15 protein-coding genes are annotated in these 18,654 nt (G+C 74.5%); 11 read left to right on the top strand and 4 right to left on the bottom strand.

The features are described from left to right. The 10 genes from ACIRPP_RS02285 to ACIRPP_RS02240 form a co-directional block, all read left to right on the top strand. The coding region (locus ACIRPP_RS02285) for a HAMP domain-containing protein (RefSeq protein WP_403637206.1) at positions 1 to 3,578 on the top strand (3,578 nt) is incomplete at its 5' end. Positions 3,579 to 3,684: 106 nt separating this feature from the next. Then, positions 3,685 to 6,120: a PP2C family protein-serine/threonine phosphatase gene (locus ACIRPP_RS02280; protein ID WP_403637204.1), complete on the top strand. Its 2,436-nt coding sequence runs from the start codon at positions 3,685 to 3,687 to the stop codon at positions 6,118 to 6,120. A 425-nt stretch (positions 6,121 to 6,545) separates the two neighbouring features. After that, positions 6,546 to 6,944 carry an anti-sigma factor antagonist gene (locus ACIRPP_RS02275; RefSeq protein WP_403637202.1) on the top strand — a complete coding sequence of 133 codons (399 nt, stop codon included), beginning with the start codon at positions 6,546 to 6,548 and terminating at the stop codon, positions 6,942 to 6,944. Between the two features lie 156 nt (positions 6,945 to 7,100). Beyond that, complete coding sequence (locus tag ACIRPP_RS02270) at positions 7,101 to 7,997, top strand: STAS domain-containing protein (protein WP_403637575.1); 897 nt, start codon at positions 7,101 to 7,103, stop codon at positions 7,995 to 7,997. Then, the gene (locus tag ACIRPP_RS02265) at positions 7,994 to 8,419 is read left to right on the top strand and encodes an STAS domain-containing protein (RefSeq protein ID WP_403637200.1); all 426 of its coding nucleotides are present in this window, start codon (positions 7,994 to 7,996) and stop codon (positions 8,417 to 8,419) included. Before ACIRPP_RS02270 ends, ACIRPP_RS02265 begins: the two co-directional genes overlap by 4 nt. After that, positions 8,419 to 8,859, top strand: a complete 441-nt coding sequence (locus ACIRPP_RS02260; protein WP_403637574.1) for an anti-sigma regulatory factor — start codon at positions 8,419 to 8,421, stop codon at positions 8,857 to 8,859. Before ACIRPP_RS02265 ends, ACIRPP_RS02260 begins: the two co-directional genes overlap by 1 nt. Continuing rightward, entirely contained in the window at positions 8,859 to 9,947 is a 1,089-nt protein-coding gene (locus tag ACIRPP_RS02255) for a SpoIIE family protein phosphatase (RefSeq protein WP_403637198.1), read from the top strand. Before ACIRPP_RS02260 ends, ACIRPP_RS02255 begins: the two co-directional genes overlap by 1 nt. Further along, complete coding sequence (locus ACIRPP_RS02250) at positions 9,944 to 11,653, top strand: PP2C family protein-serine/threonine phosphatase (RefSeq protein WP_403637196.1); 1,710 nt, start codon at positions 9,944 to 9,946, stop codon at positions 11,651 to 11,653. Before ACIRPP_RS02255 ends, ACIRPP_RS02250 begins: the two co-directional genes overlap by 4 nt. A gap of 186 nt (positions 11,654 to 11,839) precedes the next feature. Then, positions 11,840 to 13,216 (top strand): NAD(P)/FAD-dependent oxidoreductase, encoded by a 1,377-nt coding sequence (locus ACIRPP_RS02245; RefSeq protein ID WP_403637194.1) that lies wholly within the window; start codon positions 11,840 to 11,842, stop codon positions 13,214 to 13,216. A 78-nt stretch (positions 13,217 to 13,294) separates the two neighbouring features. Next, positions 13,295 to 15,532, top strand: coding sequence for an FUSC family protein (locus ACIRPP_RS02240; RefSeq protein WP_403637192.1), 2,238 nt, complete (start codon positions 13,295 to 13,297; stop codon positions 15,530 to 15,532). Between the two features lie 24 nt (positions 15,533 to 15,556). On the opposite strand, the gene ACIRPP_RS02235 is transcribed toward ACIRPP_RS02240, so the two are convergent. Further along, entirely contained in the window at positions 15,557 to 15,985 is a 429-nt protein-coding gene (locus ACIRPP_RS02235; protein ID WP_031101764.1) for a hypothetical protein, read from the bottom strand. Positions 15,986 to 16,137: 152 nt separating this feature from the next. Here ACIRPP_RS02235 and ACIRPP_RS02230 point away from each other — a divergent pair, with 152 nt between their 5' ends. After that, on the top strand, positions 16,138 to 16,419 hold the full coding sequence (locus ACIRPP_RS02230; protein WP_403637190.1) for a hypothetical protein: 282 nt from the start codon (positions 16,138 to 16,140) through the stop codon (positions 16,417 to 16,419). 28 nt (positions 16,420 to 16,447) lie between these two features. Here the strand turns inward: ACIRPP_RS02230 and ACIRPP_RS02225 are convergent, their stop codons facing one another. The 3 genes from ACIRPP_RS02225 to ACIRPP_RS02215 form a co-directional block, all read right to left on the bottom strand. Further along, positions 16,448 to 17,284 carry a DUF1206 domain-containing protein gene (locus tag ACIRPP_RS02225; RefSeq protein WP_403637188.1) on the bottom strand — a complete coding sequence of 279 codons (837 nt, stop codon included), beginning with the start codon at positions 17,282 to 17,284 and terminating at the stop codon, positions 16,448 to 16,450. Between the two features lie 112 nt (positions 17,285 to 17,396). After that, entirely contained in the window at positions 17,397 to 17,636 is a 240-nt protein-coding gene (locus ACIRPP_RS02220; protein WP_403637186.1) for a DUF5133 domain-containing protein, read from the bottom strand. A gap of 114 nt (positions 17,637 to 17,750) precedes the next feature. Continuing rightward, positions 17,751 to 18,608, bottom strand: coding sequence for a SigB/SigF/SigG family RNA polymerase sigma factor (locus tag ACIRPP_RS02215; protein ID WP_403637184.1), 858 nt, complete (start codon positions 18,606 to 18,608; stop codon positions 17,751 to 17,753). Positions 18,609 to 18,654: the final 46 nt, after the last annotated feature.

Here is an 18,654-nt window from a genome sequence, read left to right as displayed (position 1 = left end):
CCATCAACACGATGGTCGACCAGCTCTCCGCCTTCGCCGACGAGGTCACCCGCGTCGCCCGCGAGGTCGGCACCGAGGGCCGCCTCGGCGGCCAGGCGGACGTCAAGGGCGTCAAGGGCACCTGGCGGGACCTCACCGACTCGGTGAACTTCATGGCGGGCAACCTGACCGGCCAGGTGCGCAACATCGCGCTGGTGGCGACCGCCGTCGCGCAGGGCGACCTGTCGCAGAAGATCACGGTCGACGCGCGCGGCGAGATCCTGGAACTGAAGAACACCATCAACACGATGGTCGACCAGCTCTCCGCCTTCGCCGACGAGGTCACCCGCGTCGCCCGCGAGGTCGGCACCGAGGGCCGCCTCGGCGGCCAGGCCCAGGTGCGGGGGGTCTCGGGCACCTGGAAGGACCTCACCGACAACGTCAACGTGATGGCGTCCAACCTGACCGGCCAGGTGCGTTCCATCGCCCAGGTGGCCACCGCCGTGGCCCGCGGCGACCTGTCGCAGCGGATCACCGTCGAGGCGGCGGGCGAGGTCGCGGCGCTGGCCGAGGTCATCAACACGATGGTCGACACCCTCTCGGCATTCGCCGACGAGGTCACCCGCGTGGCCCGCGAGGTCGGCACCGAGGGCCGGCTCGGCGGCCAGGCGCACGTCTCCAACGTCGCCGGCACCTGGCGCGACCTCACCGACAACGTCAACTCCATGGCCAACAACCTCACCGGCCAGGTGCGCAACATCGCGCTCGTCACCACGGCGGTGGCCCGGGGCGACCTGTCGAAGAAGATCGACGTCGACGCGCGCGGGGAGATCCTGGAGCTCAAGACGACGATCAACACGATGGTCGACCAGCTCTCCGCCTTCGCCGACGAGGTCACCCGCGTGGCCCGCGAGGTCGGCACCGAGGGCCGGCTCGGCGGCCAGGCCGAGGTGGAGGGCGTGTCCGGGACCTGGAAGCGCCTGACGGAGAACGTCAACGAACTGGCCGGGAACCTGACCCGGCAGGTCCGGGCGATCGCCGCGGTCACCAGCGCGGTCGCCGAGGGCGACCTGACCCGCTCCGTCGACGTGGAGGCGTCCGGCGAGGTCGCCGAGCTCAAGGACAACATCAACTCGATGGTGGAGTCCCTGCGCGAGACCACCCGGGCCAACCAGGAGCAGGACTGGCTCAAGTCCAACCTGGCGCGGATCTCCGGGCTGATGCAGGGTCACCGCGACCTGCCCGTGGTCGCGGAACTCATCATGGACGAACTGGTGCCGCTGGTGTCGGCGCAGTACGGGGCCTTCTACCTCGCCGAGGACGGCGAGAAGGGGCCGGAGCTGCGGCTCGTGGGCTCCTACGGCTATCCGGAGGACCTGGACCGGCCCGCCCGGATCGCCTTCGGGCGCACACTCGTCGGTCAGGCCGCGCGCAGCCGCCGCACCATCGTGGTCGAGGACCTGCCGCCGGACTACGTCTCCATCTCCTCCGGCCTCGGCCGGGTGGTGCCGACCGCGCTGGTGCTGCTGCCCATCGTGGTGGAGGGTCAGGTCCTCGGTGTCATCGAGCTGGCCTCGGTGACCCCCTTCACCCAGATCCACCAGGACTTCCTGGCACAGCTGATGGAGACGGTCGGCGTCAACGTCAACACCATCGTCGCCAACGCCCGGACCGACGAACTGCTCGCCGAGTCGCAGCGGCTGACCGGCGCGCTGCAGGAGCGGTCCGCGGAGCTGCAGGTGCAGCAGGAGGAACTGCAGCGTTCCAACGCCGAGTTGGAGGAGAAGGCGTCGCTGCTGGTGGCGCAGAACCGGGACATCGAGGCGAAGAACCTCCAGATCGAGCAGGCCCGGCAGGAGCTGGAGACCCGGGCGCAGCAGCTGTCGCTGGCGTCGAAGTACAAGTCGGAGTTCCTGGCCAACATGAGCCACGAGCTGCGCACCCCGCTCAACAGCCTGCTGATCCTGGCGCAGTTGCTCGCGCAGAACCCCTCGCGCAACCTGACGCCGAAGCAGGTCGAGTACGCGCAGATCATCCACTCCGCGGGCTCGGACCTGCTGCAGCTGATCAACGACATCCTCGACCTGTCCAAGGTCGAGGCCGGGAAGATGGACATCAGCCCCGAGCGGGTGGAGCTGAACCGGCTCATCGAGTACGTCGAGGCCACCTTCCGGCCGATGACGATGCAGAAGAGCCTGGACTTCACGGTGACGACCGCGCCGGGCGCGCCGGCCGACCTGCTCACCGACGACTCGCGGCTGCGGCAGGTGCTGCGCAACCTGCTGTCGAACGCGGTGAAGTTCACCGAGCGGGGCAGTGTCGAGCTGCGCATCGAACCGGCGGCGGAGGACGAGGTGCCGGCCGGGGTGCGGGGCCGTGGTGCCGTGGTGGCCTTCCGGGTGCGGGACACCGGGATCGGCATCCCGGAGCAGCATCTGGAGACCATCTTCGGTGCGTTCCAGCAGGCGGACGGCACCACGAGCCGCAAGTACGGCGGCACCGGGCTCGGCCTGTCCATCACCCGCGAGATCGCGCATCTGCTCGGCGGAGCGGTGAGCGTGGACAGCGTGCCCGACCAGGGCAGCACCTTCACCCTGTTCCTGCCGGTGGCCCGGCCGGACTTCGAGGACCTGACGGGCGTGCCCGGCGGAGCGGCCCGGGGCGAGGGGGCGGTCCACGCCGTCGACGCCGAGTCCCGGCCGGCACAGGCGCTCGAGGCCGGCGGGGGTGCCGGCCGGCGTCCGCGGCGGCTGCTGGTGGTGGAGGAGCGTCCGCGCGGCCTGCTCACGCTGGTCGCGGAGAGCGTCGTCCAGGACGTCACCAACGCCCGCGGCCACGGCGCGAACCGGCCCGTGGTCGACATCATCACCGCCGTCGGCGCCCAGGAGGCGGCCGGCGCCCTGGCGGCCGAGCCGTGCCACTGCGTGGTGCTGGAGCTGGGCATGGAGGGCGAGGCGGCGCGGTTCCTCCAGGCGCTGCGGGGCGACGCCGCGCTGGCCGCCGTGCCGGTGCTGGTGCACAGCGGGCAGCGGGCGGACACGGCCGTGGAGGAGACGCTGCGCTCGCGGTCCTCGGGCACCGCGCTGGAGTTCCTCTCCAGCCTGGACGAGCTGCGGGAGCGCATCGCGCTGCACCTGTCCGCCGAGGAGCCGGGTGACGTGCTCTCCCTGGTGCGGCCGGACGATCCGCAGCGGCAGGCGCCCGAGCCGGTGCTGGACGTCTCGCACGCGGGCCGCACGGTCCTGGTCGTCGACGACGACGCGCGCAACCTGTTCGCGCTCAGCGGGATCCTGGAACTGCACGGCTTCCGGGTCCTGCACGCGGAGAACGGGCGCCGGGGCATCGAGACGCTGCTCGCCCACCCGGAGGTGGCGCTGGTGCTGATGGACGTGATGATGCCCGAGATGGACGGGTACACGGCGACGGCCGAGATCCGGGCGATGCCGCAGTACGCGGAGCTGCCGATCATCGCGGTGACGGCGAAGGCGATGCCGGGCGACCGGGAGAAGAGCCTCGCCTCCGGAGCCAGCGACTACGTGACCAAGCCGGTCGACACGCAGGCCCTGATGGCGTGCGTCCGGCACTGGCTGCCCTCGTGAGCCGCCGCCGCACGGCCGCCGCGGCCGTCCCGTCCACCGGGACGGTCACCCGGCCCCGTCCGTGCCGTCGCGTCCCAGGTCCCGGCAACCGAGGAGCATCCGCACCGTGAGCACCACCGACCGGCCCAGCCCGCCGCAGCACGAGGAGGCGGGGCCCGCGTCCTCCCTCCCGGCGTCCGCGTCGTCGGCCGGGCCCGCCGGCGTCGCCGCGGACTCCCCCGTGGGCCGTCTCGCGGCGACCGTGGAGCGGCTAAGCCGCGAGGTGCGGGCCGCGCAGGCGGAGGCCGAGGGGCGGGCCCTGCTCGAACTGGCCAAGGGCATCCTCGTCGAGCGGCTGCAGTGCGGGCCCACGCAGGCGGCCCGCCAGCTCGCCGAGCTGACCGAGCAGGCCGGGACGACCCCGCTGGAGTTCGCCGTCGAGGTCATCAACCAGGCGGCGCGGGACCGGATGTCGGAGGTGACGAACGCGTTCCTGGCCGCCACCCGGGCGGCCGAGGAGGCGGAGAGCGAGGCGGCGGCCGCCGTGCGGCTGCGGGCGGCCGAGAGCGGGGTGCTGGCGGCCGACGACACCCAGGCCGTCGCCGAGTCCCTGCTCCAGCACGCCCTGCAGCCGATCGGTGCGACGGCCGTGGCCGTCTGGGCGGCGGGCTTCGACGGCTCGCTCACGCTGGCGGGCAGCGCCGGTTTCTCCCCGGCGGAGGCGGCCCGCTGGCGCTACGTACCGCCGGACGTGGCGACGGTGGCCCGGCGGGGTCTCACCGAGCGTGACGGGCTGTGGATCTCCTCGCTGTCCGACACGGGACTGCCCAGCGTCGGCCGCCACCAGCACCCGGACGGGGGCAGGGCGGCGGTGCCGGCGGGCACGGGCGGACGGATCCACGGCGTACTGGAGATCGCCTGGCCGGCGCCGCTGCCCGAGCAGCCGCCGCAGATAGTGCGTCAGGTGGAGGCGCTGGCGGAGCTGTGCGCCCACACCCTGGAGACGTACACGGCGCCGAGCGACCCGGCCCACCCGCCGCGGGTGCTGCCGGACGCGGCGGAGCTGATGGACCTGGCCGACGGGCTGCAGGACCCCGCCCTGGTGCTGGTGCCCCATCTGGACGCCGCCGGGAACCTGGTGGACTTCCGCATCCAGCACGTCAACGGCCGCTTCCAGGACCCGGCGGGCCGGTCCCGGGCGATGATCAGCGGGGTGCTGCTGCTGGAGGCCTATCCGCTGGCCGCCGGGGAGAGCGGGCTGTTCCAGCGGATCGAGCGGGTGTACGCCACGGGTGAGCCGTTCCGGGCCCGGCGGACGAACCTGACGGCGCTGGTCGACCAGGTGCCGCTGTCGGCGGTCGCGGATCTCAGCATCAGCCGGCACGGCTCCAGCGTGCTGTTCATCTGGCGGATCGAGGACGAGGCGGCGCGGCTGGCGAGCCTGCTGCAGCACGCGCAGCGCCTCGGCCGGATCGGCGGGTTCGAGGAGAACCTGCTCACGGGCGAGATCACCTGGAACGGCCAGCTGTTCGACCTGTACGGGCGCCCGCCGACAAGTCTGCCGGTGGCGCTGGAGGACCTTCCCGCGCACGCCCACCCGGACGACGCGGTGCCCATCGGCCGTTTCCTGCGGACCCTGATGCACCACGGCCGGCCCGCCTCGGCCGCCTTCCGGCTGCAGCGGCCCGACGGGGTGACCCGGCACATCCGCGTGGTCGCCGAGCCGGTCACGGACACCGACGGCCGGGTGCTCACGGTGCGCGGCGCCTACCAGGACGTCTCGGCGCAGCACTGGACGGAGGTGGCACTGGCCGCCACCCGGGACCAGCTCGCGCACACCGAGCAGCACGCCAGCGAGCGGGACCGGCTGGCGCTCCAGCTGCAGCAGGCCATCATGCCGCCCGCCCAGGCGCCCCTGCGGGTGCCGGACCTGTCGGTGGCGGTGCGCTACCGGCCGGCGGAGGCCGAGCAGCTGGTGGGCGGCGACTGGTACGACGCGGTCGTGCTGCCGTCGGGGCTGGTGCTGCTGTGCGTCGGCGACGTCGCCGGGCACGGCATCGAGGCCGCGACCAGCATGGTCGTCCTGCGCAACGCCCTGCGCGGGCTGGCCGTCACCGGCGCGGGGCCGGGGCAGCTGCTGTCCTGGCTCAACATCGTCGCCCACCACCTCACGGGCGCGGTGACGGCCACGGCCGTCTGCGGGCTGTACGACCCGGACGCGCGCACCCTGCGCTGGGCCCGCGCGGGCCATCTGCCGCCGGTGCTGGTCCGCGGGGACGGCGCCGCTCCGCTGCCGACGGTGAGGGGGATGCTGCTGGGCGCGGTGGCGGAGGCCCGCTACGAGGAGGCGGAGGTGACGCTGGCGGCGCAGGACACCCTGCTCATGTACACCGACGGTCTCATCGAGCGCCGCGACCGCACGATGGAGGAGGCCCTGACCCAGCTCCTCACCACGGTCGGGACCGCCCCCAGGTCGCTGGACCAGCAGCTGGACCGCATGCTCACGCACAGCAGGTCGGACACGGACGACGACACCTGCATCGTCGGCATACGGGTGGGGTGAGAGGGCGGGGCAGGCAGCCAGAGCCTCGGGGGAGACGGGCGCGGCCGGGCGGCCGGGTCCCGGCCCCGCGGTCGTCCCGGCCGGCGGCGGCACGCCCGAGCCCCGGCGGCGGCCGGGGGCCGGGCGGATCCGGACTGCTCCCCGCCCGCCGCGCCGGATCCCGCGGGGCCGCCGCGGCCGATGCCGACCGCGCGGGCATGAAAGAGGGATCAGCGGGTACGCGCGGCTGCGCGGTGCGACTCGGCCGGTGGGCGAGGGAGTGCGGACGGCAGGCGGCGAAGGGGCTCAGGCCCCCGTGACAGGGACACGTCCCTGCAGGTCGTCGCCGTCGAGAGCTTGATCACTTCCACGTCCGGTGGCCGCGCGTACCGAGTGGCCCCCGGGGTGACCCCCGCCCCGGACGTCCGTACTTGTTGGAGGTACTCGTGCCCATTGCCCAGAACCCCTTGTCCGTCGAGGTGACCCTGCCCCGCGAGGACGTCGCCCTGCTCACGGTGGAGGGGTACTTGGACGTCGACACCGCGACCGAGTTCCAGCACCATCTGGCGAACCAACTGCACCACGGCCGCCGCCACTTCCTGCTCGACCTGTCGGCGGTGCCCTTCATGGACTCCTCCGGCATGAACATCATCCTGCGCGTCTACCAGGAGGCCCGGGAGCTGCCGGGGAGCGTGCACATCATCTCCCCCACGTCCGCGGTGCGGCGCATCCTGGACCTGACCGGCGTGAGCATCACCGTTCCGGTCTCGGAGAGCGTGGAGGAGGCCCTGGAGCGCGTCGACGGGATCCGGGAGAACGCCCCGCAGGAGGAGCCCGGAGCCTGAGAGGCTGGTCCGGGAAGGAGGCCGGGGCGCCACCCGGCACAACGCCACCGCGACGCCGTGTCCGGCCGTCGGGCGCAGCACGGCCGGGGCCGTGTGCGGCCGGCCGCCGCCGGGCCGCGGACGCGGTGGGACGTCATGACGACAAGGAGAGAACAGGTGCCGGAGCACGAGGCGGACGGGGCGCTCGCAGCGCCGTCGCAGGAGGTCAGGGACTTCCTGCGGCGCCGACGGGAGCAGATCGCCCAACGGTGGGCGGACGAACCCCTGTTCCGTACGGTGTTCACCGTCTCGCGGGACGAGGCGGTGGAGGCGGGCCGGGCGGTCGTCGACGCCCTGGCCGAGGTCGCGGACACCGGCCGGGTCGAGGACCCGGACGCCGCGGGGTTCAGCGGGGTGCGGGAACAGCTCGCCCGGATGGGCGCGGCGCGCTCCCGTGCGGGACTGTCCGCGACGCAGGTGTCGAGCGAGCTGTCGGCCCTGTGGCCGCCGGCCGAGAACCTGCTGGTCGCGGACCTGGAGCAGGCGGATCCGGAGCGGGTGCGGACCTGCTCGATCGCGCTGAGCCGGCTGATGGGCACCCTGCGCCTGGTCGCCATGCAGACGGCGGTGACGGAGGGGCAGGCGCTCATCGACCGGCAGCGGCTGCAGCTGATGGAGGTCGCCACGCCGGTGATCAAGTTGTGGGACGGGATCGTGGCGGTCCCGCTCATCGGCACGCTGGACAGCGCCCGCAGCCAGGTGGTGATGGAGACGCTGCTGAACTCGGTGGTCGAGCAGCACGCCCGGTTCGCGATCCTCGACATCACCGGGGTGCCGACCGTGGACTCGCTGGTGGCGCAGCACCTGATGAAGACCGTCGCTGCGGCCCGGCTGATGGGTGCGGAGTGCGTGGTCTCCGGTATCCGGCCGGCGATCGCCCAGACCATGGTGCACCTCGGGCTCGACCTGGGGTCGGTCCTCACCCGGGCGAGCCTCGCCGACGCGCTGGCCTACTGCCTGCACGAACTGGGCGCCGACATCGTCAACGCCCCGACGGGTGCGGGCCGACGGTGATCCAGGACCCCTCCCGCGGAGTGGCGGGGCACGCACCCGTGCCGGTGCTCCGGCTCGGCGACATCCTGCTGGTCACCCTCCAGGGGGACCTGTACGACAGCACGGCGCAGCAGCTGCAGCAGGACCTGTCGGAGACCATCGTGCGCAGCGGCGTCACCGGGGTGGTCATCGACATCTCCGGCGTGGAGATGGTCGACTCCTTCCTGGGGCGGGTGCTCGCCGAGATCGCCGCGCAGACCGAACTGCTGGCCGCGCGGACCGTGGTGGCCGGTATGCGGCCGGCGGTCGCGATCACCCTCGTGGAGCTGGGCCTGACGCTGCCGGGCCTGCGCACGGCGCTGAACACCGAAGTGGCGTTGGAGATGCTCTCCCAGCCCGTCGTGCTGTCCGGCCCCGCCGGCAGGCGCATGGAGGGTGCGTGATGGACACGTCGGCGGGCGTGGAGGCGTGCTTGCCCATCCGGTCGGACATGGATCTCGTGTGGGTGCGCCAGCATGTGCGGCAGTCCGCGGCCGGGCTCGGGTTCGGCCTGGTGGACCAGACGAAGCTGGTCACCGCCGCCAGTGAGCTGGCCCGCAACACCCTGGTGCACGGCGGGGGCGGCCGGATGGAGATCTCCGCGATCAGTACGGCGGGGGTGGCCGGGCTGCGGCTGTCCTTCATCGACGAGGGGCCGGGCATCCCGGATCTCGACCGGGCGCTCAGCGACGGCTACACCTCGGGGGACGGGCTGGGCATGGGACTGGGCGGGGCCCGGCGCCTGGTGCACGACTTCGCGGTGGAGAGCGCTCCCGGGTCCGGGACGACGGTCCGGGTGACGTCCTGGGTGTCCCGGCCGCCGCTGCCGCGGGAGGAGGGCTGATGCCGCGCGTGTGGGAGGTGCCGGTGCGGGACTCCACCCGGGTGCGGGACGCCCGGGTCGCCGCCGAGGAGGCGGCGGCCGTGGCCGGGCTCGACGAGCGCCGGACCGCGGCGGCGGCCCTGGTGGCGACCGAGCTGGCCACCAACCTGCTCAAGTACGCGCAGGGCGGCACGATGCTGCTCGACGTGGTGGATCCGCCCGTCCTGCCGGAAGGTACCGCGGCACGGTCGGTGCAGATCACCGCCATCGACCACGGGCCGGGGATGTCCGACGTGCCCGCCGCCCTGCGGGACGGCTTCAGCACCACCCGCTCGCTGGGCGCGGGGCTGGGCACCTGCCGCCGGCTGTCCGACGACTTCGCCCTGCACAGCGTGCCGGGCCGGGGCACCGTGGCGGTGGCCCGGCTGTCCGGCTCGGCCCGCCCCACCCCCGGTCCGGCCCCCGCGCCGGACAGGAACGGCGGCGGGTGGCGGCCGCCCGGGGTGCGCGCCGGCGGGGTGAACGTGCCCTTCGCCGGTGCCGGGCACTCCGGTGACGCCTGGGCCTGGCACCGGGACGGGGACCGCTTCACGCTGCTGCTCGCGGACGGCCTCGGACACGGCACCGAGGCCGCACGCGCCTCCAGTGCCGCGGTGGAGGCGTCGCGGCGGTGGGGGCACCTGCCGCCCGCCGAGGCGCTGGGCCGGCTGCACGAGGCGCTCACCGGGACCCGGGGGGCCGCCGTGGCGGTGGCCCAGCTGGACACCCGCGCCGGACTGCTGCGGTTCGCCGGGATCGGCAACGTGGGGGCGCGGCTGCGTGAGGGCGACGGGTGGCGGGCGCTGCTGTCCCGGCCCGGCATCGTCGGCGTGCACCGCCCCGGCCGGGTGCGGGAGGACGAGCGCCCCTGGACCGACGACAGCCTGCTGATCCTGCACACCGACGGCCTGTCGAGCCGCTGGAGCCCGGACCCGGACGCCGGGCGTCCGGCGACCGACCCGGCGGTCACGGCCGCGGTGACGATCCGCGACGCCAGCAGCCCGGCCCTTCCGGTCCGGGACGACACCGCCGTGGCCGTCCTGTCCCCCGTCCCCCCGGACCGGTCATGACCCGGACGTGGCACATCACCAGCACCGCCGACGCGGCCGCCGCCCGGGCCGCCGTGGGGCGGGCCGCCGCGCTGTGCGGCGCGCCGGCGGTCGAGCGGGCGAGGCTGGCCGCGTCGGTCGGCGGGCGGCTGCGGCAGTGCCTGACCAAGGGCGGCACCTGGGTTCTCACCCTGGACGTGTCCGGCTCCCCCTCGGGCGGCGGCACCCTGCGGGTGGTGGTGGCACCGCCGCCGGAGGCCGCCGCGGCCGGCGAGATCCCGTGGGAGACGGAAGTCGCCGTACCGGAGCCCGGCCGGGCGCCGAGCACGGGCGGCCGGGCGTCGGCCGACCCGGCGGAGGCCCTGCTGGGCGCCGACGAGGACACGGCCGTGGTGCTGGAGAAGCTGGCCGAGCAGGAGGCGCTGGTCGCCTTCCACCGGGAGGAGCTGCACCAGACGAACCAGGGCGTGCTCGCCCTGCACGCCGAGCTGGACGCCGCCGGGCGGGCGCAGCGCACGGCGTTCGCCGCGGAGCGCCGGGCCCGCAAGGAGGCCGAGACCGCCCGCCGTCGGCTGACGTTCCTGGCGGACGCCAGCGTGGTGCTGAACGCGTCGCTGAATCTCGACGAGATCGTGCGCCGTCTGCCGGAGCTGCTGGTGCCGGACTACGCCTCGCGGGTCGACGTGTGGCTGTTCGACGAGGAGGGCGAGGAGGCCCACCCGGCGTCGCACGCCGCCGCCGCGGTCCGGGCGGCCCGCACGGGGCGCCCGCAGTACGCGGCCGCGCACCCGGGCGGTCTGCCCGGGGTCGACGACCAGCCGCCCTCGGTGCTCGCCCCGGACCGGCCGCTGCTGTGCGTGCCGCTGCTGACCCGCCGGGCACCGCTGGGCGTGCTCACGCTGTCCCCGCCGGGGGAGCGCTGGGCGCCCGACGACGCGGTGATGCTGATCGAGTTCACCCGCCGGGCCAGCATCGCGCTCGACAACGCGCGGCGCTTCGAGCACAACCGGGACATCGCGGAGACGCTGCAGCGCGCCCTGCTGACGGAACTGCCGGACATCCCGCGGCTGAGCCTGGCCGCGCGCTACCTGCCGGCCACGCACGGGCTGAACATCGGCGGCGACTGGTTCGACGCGTTCCGCGGCCCGGACGGCAGCCTGATCACCGTGGTCGGCGACGTCACCGGGCACGGACTGCACGCGGCGGTGATGATGAGCCAGCTGCGCACCGCGCTGCGCGCCTACGCCGTCGACCACAGCAGTCCCGGCCGGCTGCTGACCCGGCTGCACCAGTTCCTGCACCACCTCCAGCCGGACCTGTTCGCGACCGCCGTCATCGCGCGGTTCCATCCCGGCGAGCCGACGCTGACGTGGGCCGCCGCGGGACATCCGCCGCCGGTACTGCGGCTGCCCGACGGGCGGGTGCGCGTCCTGGACGCCAAGCCGGGCGCCATGCTGGGCATCCCGCTGCACCAGGAGATCGCCGACCACACCGAGCCGCTGGAGCCGGGGTCGACGCTGGCGCTGTACACGGACGGTCTCGTCGAGCGGCGCGCGCGGGGCATCGACCCCGGCATCGCCCGTCTGGCGGCGGCGCTGGGCTCCTTCGAGCCCGGGGAGCTGGACGCCGACCCGGAGAGTTCGGCGGACCGGCTGCTGAGCCCGCTGCTGAGCGACTCCGAGCGCGACGACGACATCTGCCTGCTGCTCTGTCACCTGCACGGGTGAACGGCGGCGGCCGGGCCGCCCCGGGCGCCCGGTCCCGCCCGTCCCCGCGGGCGAGGGACGCCCGCGGGCCCCGGCCGCCACGGCTTCCCGGTGCGCCACCGGCGCCGCGCGGGCATCGTGGTGCGATACGGGGGCACACGCGAAGGGCGTCGACGTACGAGGCAGGACACACGCAGCCGGAGAGGGATGACCGCCGTGACTCGACCCAGGATCCTGGTGGTGGGCGCAGGTTTCGCCGGAGTGGCGTGCGTCCGCCGGCTCGAACGCAGGCTGGCGCCGCACGAGGCGCGCATCACGCTGGTGACACCGGTCTCCTACCAGCTGTATCTGCCGCTGCTCCCCCAGGTCGCCTCCGGTGTGCTGACCCCGCAGTCGGTCGCGCTGTCCCTGCGCCGCAGCACCAAGTACCGCACCCGGATCATCCCGGGCGGGGCCATCGGCGTGGACCTGCGGGCGAAGGTGTGCGTGATCCGCACCATCACCGACGAGATCGTCAACGAGCCGTACGACTACATCGTGCTGGCCCCCGGCAGTGTCACCCGCACCTTCGACATCCCGGGGCTGGTGGACCACGCCTTCGGCATGAAGACGCTGGCCGAGGCCGCCTACATCCGCGATCACGTGATCGCCCAGCTCGACCTCGCGGACGCCAGCCACGATCCGGCCGAGCGCGCCTCCCGGCTGCAGTTCGTGGTGGTCGGCGGCGGCTACGCCGGCACGGAGACGGCGGCCTGCCTGCAGCGGCTGACGCACGCCGCCGTGGAGCGCTACCCGCACCTGGACCCGGGGCTGATCAAGTGGCACCTGATCGACATCGCCCCGAAGCTCATGCCGGAGCTGGGCGAGAAGCTGGGCCGCAGCGCCCTGGAGATCCTCACCCGGCGGGGCATCGAGATCTCCCTCGGGGTGTCCATCGCGAAGGCCGGCCCCGAGGAGGTCACCTTCACCGACGGCCGGGTGGTGCCCACCCGCACGCTGATCTGGACCGCCGGGGTGGTGGCCAGCCCGCTCATCGCCACGCTCGGCGCCGACACCGTCCGGGGACGGCTCGCGGTCACCGCGGAGATGACCCTGCCGGGCTACGACGGCGTGTTCGCGCTCGGCGACTCGGCCGCGGTGCCCGACCTGGCGAAGGGCGAGGAGGGCGCCGTCTGCCCCCCGACCGCCCAGCACGCCCACCGCCAGGGCCGGACGGTGGCCGACAACGTCATCGCGACCCTGCGCGGCCGGCCGCTGCGCCGCTACACCCACCACGACCTGGGGCTCGTGGTGGACCTCGGCGGCACCGACGCCGTCTCCAAGCCGCTGGGCGTCGAACTGCACGGGCTGCCCGCGCAGGTGGTGGCCCGTGGATACCACCTGGGGGCGCTGCGCACCGGCGTCGCCAAGACCCGGGTCCTGACGAGCTGGATGCTGAACTCGATCGCCGGCGACGACTTCGTCCGCACCGGTTTCCAGGCGCGCAAGCCGGCGAAGCTGCGGGACTTCGAGTTCACGGACGCCTACCTGACGCCGGACCAGGTCCGGGCGCATGTCGAGGAGTCGGGCCGGCCGGTACGGTGACACGGGCGGGGGTCCGGCGACACCGCTGCGGGCCGGGACGGCCGGCCCGCCTCGGGTGACAGGAGAGAGTGCGGCGGCGTGAAGGCTGCGGGAGGACGACCGGCGCGGGCCGGCCTGCGGGAACGCTTCCTGGCGTCCGACCCCGGGCTGCTGCGGCTGACGGGCGCGCTGCGGACGGTGGGCGCCATCGCGCTGACGGTGGCCGTGCTGGCCCTGGCGGGCGCCTCCACCACCCTGCTCGTCGCGGGGGCCATCTCCGCGATGGTCGCGACCTTCTCCATCCGGGAGAGACAGCGCCCGGCCCAGGCCGTCACCCTGGCCCTCGGGCTGCCGGTGGCGTTCGCCTCGGTGTCCCTGGCCGCGCTGCTCAGCGAGCGCCGCTTCGTCGGCGACGCCTGCTTCGTCGTCCTCATCTTCTGCGCGGTCTACGGGCGCCGGTTCGGCGACCGCGGGACGGCGCTGGGGCTGATCGGCTTCCAGGTCTACTTCCTGTCCCTGTTCGTGGGCGCCGACCCCGGCGGGCTGCCCGGGCTGTGGGCGGCCATCGCCGTCGCCTTCGCGTGCAGTGCCCTGATGCGGTTCGCCCTGGTCCCGGTCACCCCGACCGGCTTGATGGGGCGCCTGAGGGACGCCTTCCGGGCCCGGCTGGCCCAGCTGGTCACCGCGCAGCTCGCGCTGCTGGACGCCGGTCCGGACACCGCCGACAAGGCGCTGGAGGACGTCCGCGACGGCACCGCGCGCCTGCACGAGACGGCCCTGATGATCCAGTCGCGGCTGGAGGACGGCACACCCGACGAGGCGACGGCGCGCCTGGTGCAGCGCCGGATCGCGGAGGCGGAGATCGCCGTCGAGCGGCTCGGGCTGCTGCTGCTGTCCGCGCGCAGCGCCGAGCGGGCGGACACCCTCACCCTGCACCTGCCGGGCGCGCCCGCCCCGGAGGTGGGCCGGCTGCCGGGCCCGGACGAGGCGGCCGCGCTGCTGCGCCGGGACCTGCTCGCGCTGCGCACGCTGGTGCTGCGCACCGAGGTGGCGGGGACGGCCGTGGCGCATCTGCGCAACCGGCTGCTCGCCTACCGGGACGAGGAGAACCTGCCGCCCGCCTCCCGTGCCGTCCAGGACGTCTTCCGCGCGATCGGTGAGACGGCGCGGGCGGTCATGGGGCTGCGGATCGCACTGGACGGGCCGCAGGACGAGTCGGACGACACCCCGGCGACCGCCCGCTCCCGGGAGGAGCTGGACGCCGAGGACGCGGCTATCGACGCCCGGGAGGACGAGGACCGGGAGACGGGACTGCGGCGGCCCACCACCCGGGCCGCGGTGCAGGTGGCGGTGGGGTCGTCGCTGGCGATCGTGGGCGGGGAACTGCTGTCCGCGCACCGCTGGTACTGGGCGGTCCTCACCTGCTGGATCGTCTTCATCAACACCGCGTCGACGGGCGAGATCCTGGTCAAGGGCTACCGGCGGCTGCTGGGCACGGTGTTCGGTGTCGTCGCCGGGATCCTGCTGGCGGCGGTGGTGGGCCGCAACACGTGGGCGGCGTTCGCGCTGGTCCTGCTGCTGATCTTCGCGATGTTCTACACGGCGCCGCTGTCGTACACGCTGATGTCGTTCTTCGTGACCGCGATGCTGGGTCTGCTGTACACGCTGCTGCACACCTACAGCTGGGAGGTGCTGGTGCTGCGGCTGGAGGAGACGGCGCTGGGAGTGGTCTGCGGGGTGGTGGCGGCGGCGGTGGTCCTGCCGATCCGTACCGACCGGCGGACGAACGAACTGCTGGGCACGGTGCTGGAGCGGCTCGCCGAGGTGACCGAGGCGGCGGCGGCCCAGCTCAGCGGCGGGTCCGTGGCGGATCTGCTGGAGAAGGCGCGGGACCTGGACCAGGCGCTGGGCGATCTGCGGTCGGCGACCAAGCCGCTCACCCATCCGGTCACCCCGCTGCGGGCCCGGCGCACCAACGCCCGGTACGTGGTGGCGCTGCTGGAGACCTGCGCGTACCACGCGCGGGCGCTGGCGGCGACGGCGGAGCTGCTGCCCGCCCACCCGTCCATCGCGGCGGATCCGCGGCTGAGCGGGGCGGCCGGGCGGACGGTGCGCAACATCCGGACGATCGCCGCGCGGGTCGCCGAGGAGGACACCACAGGCACGATCGAGTCGGGGCCCAGCATCGCCTCGCTGCTGGAGGGGTCGGCGGCGGACGGCACCCCCCGCTTCGGCCGGATCACCGACCGGGTGCTGCGGCACCTGCAGCGGCTGGACGAGGCCGTGGTGGGCCTCGCCCGGCCGCTGGGGGTGCCGCTGGAGCAGCCGGAGCGGTGAGCGCCGGCTGCGCGGGGCGCGGTGTCAGAAGTCGGTGGGCAGTCCGCTGGCGGCGGCGATGCCGCGCAGTTCCTCGTTCTGCCGGTGACGGTCCCTGATGAAGTCCGCGATCTCCCCCAGGCGCGAGGGATCGGCGGCGGTCGCCGCGTCGGTGACGACGCGCACCGGACCGTTGTCGTCGACGTCCAGCTCGACCACCTCGTTGTCGAGGCGGCCGGTGACGGCGGTCGCGATGACGAGGGCGGCCTCGTCGCGCACCTCCTGGGGCAGTTCGTCGTCGCCGCTGTCGAGGGCGAGGTCCAGGCCGGACAGGCGGTGCTCCTCGATCGCCTCGAGGACCGGCTCCACCACACGGAGCAGAAGCCGGTAGTCCTCGGTGTCCATCCGGACGCGCAGGAGGTCGAGGTAGACGTCCACGGGCCGGCCTTCCGGGGGAATCTCGGATTCGCTCATAGGGAGCGGGTTCCCCGCTTCCGGCCCGCCATGACAAGCGGGGCTCCGCCGGGCGGGAGACGGGCGGAGGCCGGCCGCCGGGGGTGCCGTCGGGGGCACGGCCCCGCTACGCTGCGTGGACCGCTGTCGCCGGACCGCCGTCGAGGGGAACCATGGTCGTCACGTACCTCGTGCTCGCGCGGCTGCCCGAGGGCGGCCTGGGCGATTTCGACGCCTACGAGAGCGCCGTGCTGCCCCTGCTCGCCGAGCACGGAGGACGCCTCGAGCGGCGCCTGCGGACGCCCGACGACCGGGTCGAGGCGCACCTCGTGACCTTCCCCGGCAGCGAGGAACTCGCCGCCTTCCGGGCGGACCCCCGGCGTGCTGCCGCGGCCCCGCTGCTGGAGTCCTCCGGGGCGGCGGTCGAACTGCTCGCCGTCCGCGACGTGCCGTGACGGTGCGGCCGGAAGGCGGGCTCCGGCGTCAGACGCGGCGCCAGCGGGCCAGGGCGAAGGAGAACACACCGAACAGGACCAGGCCGGCGGCGACGCCCGCCAGCAGCCACGGGCCGGCCGGCGTCTGGGCGAAGCTGCGCAGGGTGTCGTCGAGGCCCTTGGCCCGGTCGGGTTCGTAGTCGACGGCCGCGCGGACGGCGAACACCCCGGCGGCGGCGAACACCAGGCCGCGGGCGACGCCGCCGCCCACCCCGGTCACGTCGACGAGGGCGCGGGTGCGGCGGCTCATCTCGCCCGGCCGGAGTTCGTCGTGGTACGTGCGGCGGGCGGCCCGGACGCCGATCCACACGCCGGCGCCGGCCACGACGGCACCGCCCAGGGCGACGAGCCACGGCCCCGCGGGCAGTTCCAGGGCGCGGGCGGTGACGTCGCGGGACTGGCGGTCGCTCGATCCGCTGCCGTTGTCCCGGTCCACGGCGAACGCCAGGACCGAGGAGGCGACGAAGGCGTAGAACCCGCAGCGCGCGGCGGACGCCAGGCGCTTGCGGGCCTTGCGGCCGTCCTTGCCGGAGGCGCCGAAGAGCGCCTCGGTCAGGCGCCACAGCGCCATGCCCACCAGTCCGATGCCCAGCGCCCACAGCAGCAGGGCGCCGAACGGCTTGTCGGCGAGTTCGGCCAGTGCTCCGCCGCGGTCGGCCTGCCGGTCGCCGTCGCCGAAGGCGATGCGCAGGGCGAGTACGCCCACCAGCAGGTAGATGACGCCCCGGGCGGTGAGTCCCGCGCGTGCGGCCCCCTCCCGTACCGAACCGTTCGCGGCGCGCCGGGCGTCCGTCCGCCCTCTGCGCGCCAGTGTCCCCATGTTCATGTCCCCCCAGTGCTGCGTGACGTCGGCCGGACATCCGGATGCCCCGGCTTCGGGCGCGCACACGTGGGGCGCCGGACCGGTGGTCCGGCGCCCCACGCGCAGCCGTCCGCCCTCAGTCGGCGGCGAGGGCGGCCGGGCGGGGGCCGGCCGCCGCGGTGGAGGTCCCGAGCCAGCGGTGCGCGGTCTCCAGGGCGTGCCGCACGTCGCGGGTGCCCGTGGACACGCACAGCGTGTAGGCGAGGTCGCGGACTCGCGGGTTGGGAGCGGCGGGGCCCTGCGTGGTCTCGGCGCCGGTCAGCGCCTCGTACTCCTCGACGAGCCGGCGCAGCACGACGGGGTGTGGTTTCAGCATGTGTTCTCGTTCTCCGGTTCCGTGGGGGCGGGGGGTGTCCGTGCCGTGCTCGGGGGCGGCACCGCCCTCGTACGGGCGGCGCGGTGAGGACGGGGGTGGCGGGCGCCGGGCGGGTCAGGCGTCCGGGGCCGGGGTGCCGCGGCGGGCGGAGCGCTGGCCCATCGCCTCGGCGCGCACGCGGGCGCAGCTGCGGCTGATCAGGCGGGAGACGTGCATCTGGGAGATGCCCAGCCGGTCGGCGATGCGGCTCTGCGTCATGTCCTCGAAGAACCGCATGTAGAGGATGGCGCGCTCGCGCTCGGGAAGACGGCGCAGGCCCTCCTTGGCCGACTCGCGGTCGATCACCGTGTCGTAGGAGTTGTCCGAGGCGCCCAGCGTGTCGGCCAGGCTGTAGCCGTCGTCCTCCGTGGACAGCTCGGCGTCGAGCGAGAGGGTGCTGAAGCTCTCCAGCGCCTCCAGCCCGGCCCGGACCTCGTCCTCGGTCAGTCCGGTGTGGGCCGCGACGTCGGCGACCGAGGGTTCGGGGCTGCCCGGGTGCTGGGTCAGCTCGCGGCGGGCCACCCGGACCTTGTTGCGCAGTTCCTGCACCCGGCGCGGCACCCGCAGGGCCCACATGCGGTCGCGGAAGTGGCGCTTGACCTCGCCGGTGATGGTGGGAACGGCGTAACTCTCGAAGGCTCCGCGGGACGGGTCGAAGCGGTCGATGGCCTTCACCAGTCCCAGGGCCGCGACCTGGCGCAGGTCCTCCACGGACTCGCCGCGGTCACGGAAGCGGCCGGCGATGCGGTGGGCCATGGGCAGCCACGCGGTGACGAGCTCGTCGCGGACGGCGTCCCGCTCCGGCCCGTCCTCCAGCGTGGCCAGGCGGGCGAACAGGGCGGCGGTGTCGGGGGCGTCGTCGTGCCGCCTGCGGGCGGGGGCCGACTCGGTGGCGGGGGTCGCGGGACGGGGGGCCGAGGTGTCAATGAGCATTGCGGTATCGCTCCCGAGCGGTGGTTGGGGGGGGTCTGCCACGGGA

The sequence above is a fragment of the Streptomyces sp. NPDC101219 genome, from assembly GCF_044767675.1.
GTDB lineage: Bacteria > Actinomycetota > Actinomycetes > Streptomycetales > Streptomycetaceae > Streptomyces.
Note: the sequence above shows the minus strand (reverse complement) of the source record. Positions and strands in the feature narration are given on the sequence as shown.

Bases quoted from the DNA above. Each gene is read 5' to 3' on its own strand.
- ACIRPP_RS02220 (WP_403637186.1), bottom strand. From the start codon at position 17,636: ATGCTGAAACCACACCCCGTCGTGCTGCGCCGGCTCGTCGAGGAGTAC.
- ACIRPP_RS02245 (WP_403637194.1), top strand. From the start codon at position 11,840: ATGACCGCCGTGACTCGACCCAGGATCCTGGTGGTGGGCGCAGGTTTC.
- ACIRPP_RS02255 (WP_403637198.1), top strand. From the start codon at position 8,859: ATGCCGCGCGTGTGGGAGGTGCCGGTGCGGGACTCCACCCGGGTGCGG.
- ACIRPP_RS02225 (WP_403637188.1), bottom strand. From the start codon at position 17,284: ATGAACATGGGGACACTGGCGCGCAGAGGGCGGACGGACGCCCGGCGC.
- ACIRPP_RS02260 (WP_403637574.1), top strand. From the start codon at position 8,419: ATGGACACGTCGGCGGGCGTGGAGGCGTGCTTGCCCATCCGGTCGGAC.
- ACIRPP_RS02215 (WP_403637184.1), bottom strand. From the start codon at position 18,608: ATGCTCATTGACACCTCGGCCCCCCGTCCCGCGACCCCCGCCACCGAG.
- ACIRPP_RS02250 (WP_403637196.1), top strand. From the start codon at position 9,944: ATGACCCGGACGTGGCACATCACCAGCACCGCCGACGCGGCCGCCGCC.
- ACIRPP_RS02235 (WP_031101764.1), bottom strand. From the start codon at position 15,985: ATGAGCGAATCCGAGATTCCCCCGGAAGGCCGGCCCGTGGACGTCTAC.
- ACIRPP_RS02230 (WP_403637190.1), top strand. From the start codon at position 16,138: ATGGTCGTCACGTACCTCGTGCTCGCGCGGCTGCCCGAGGGCGGCCTG.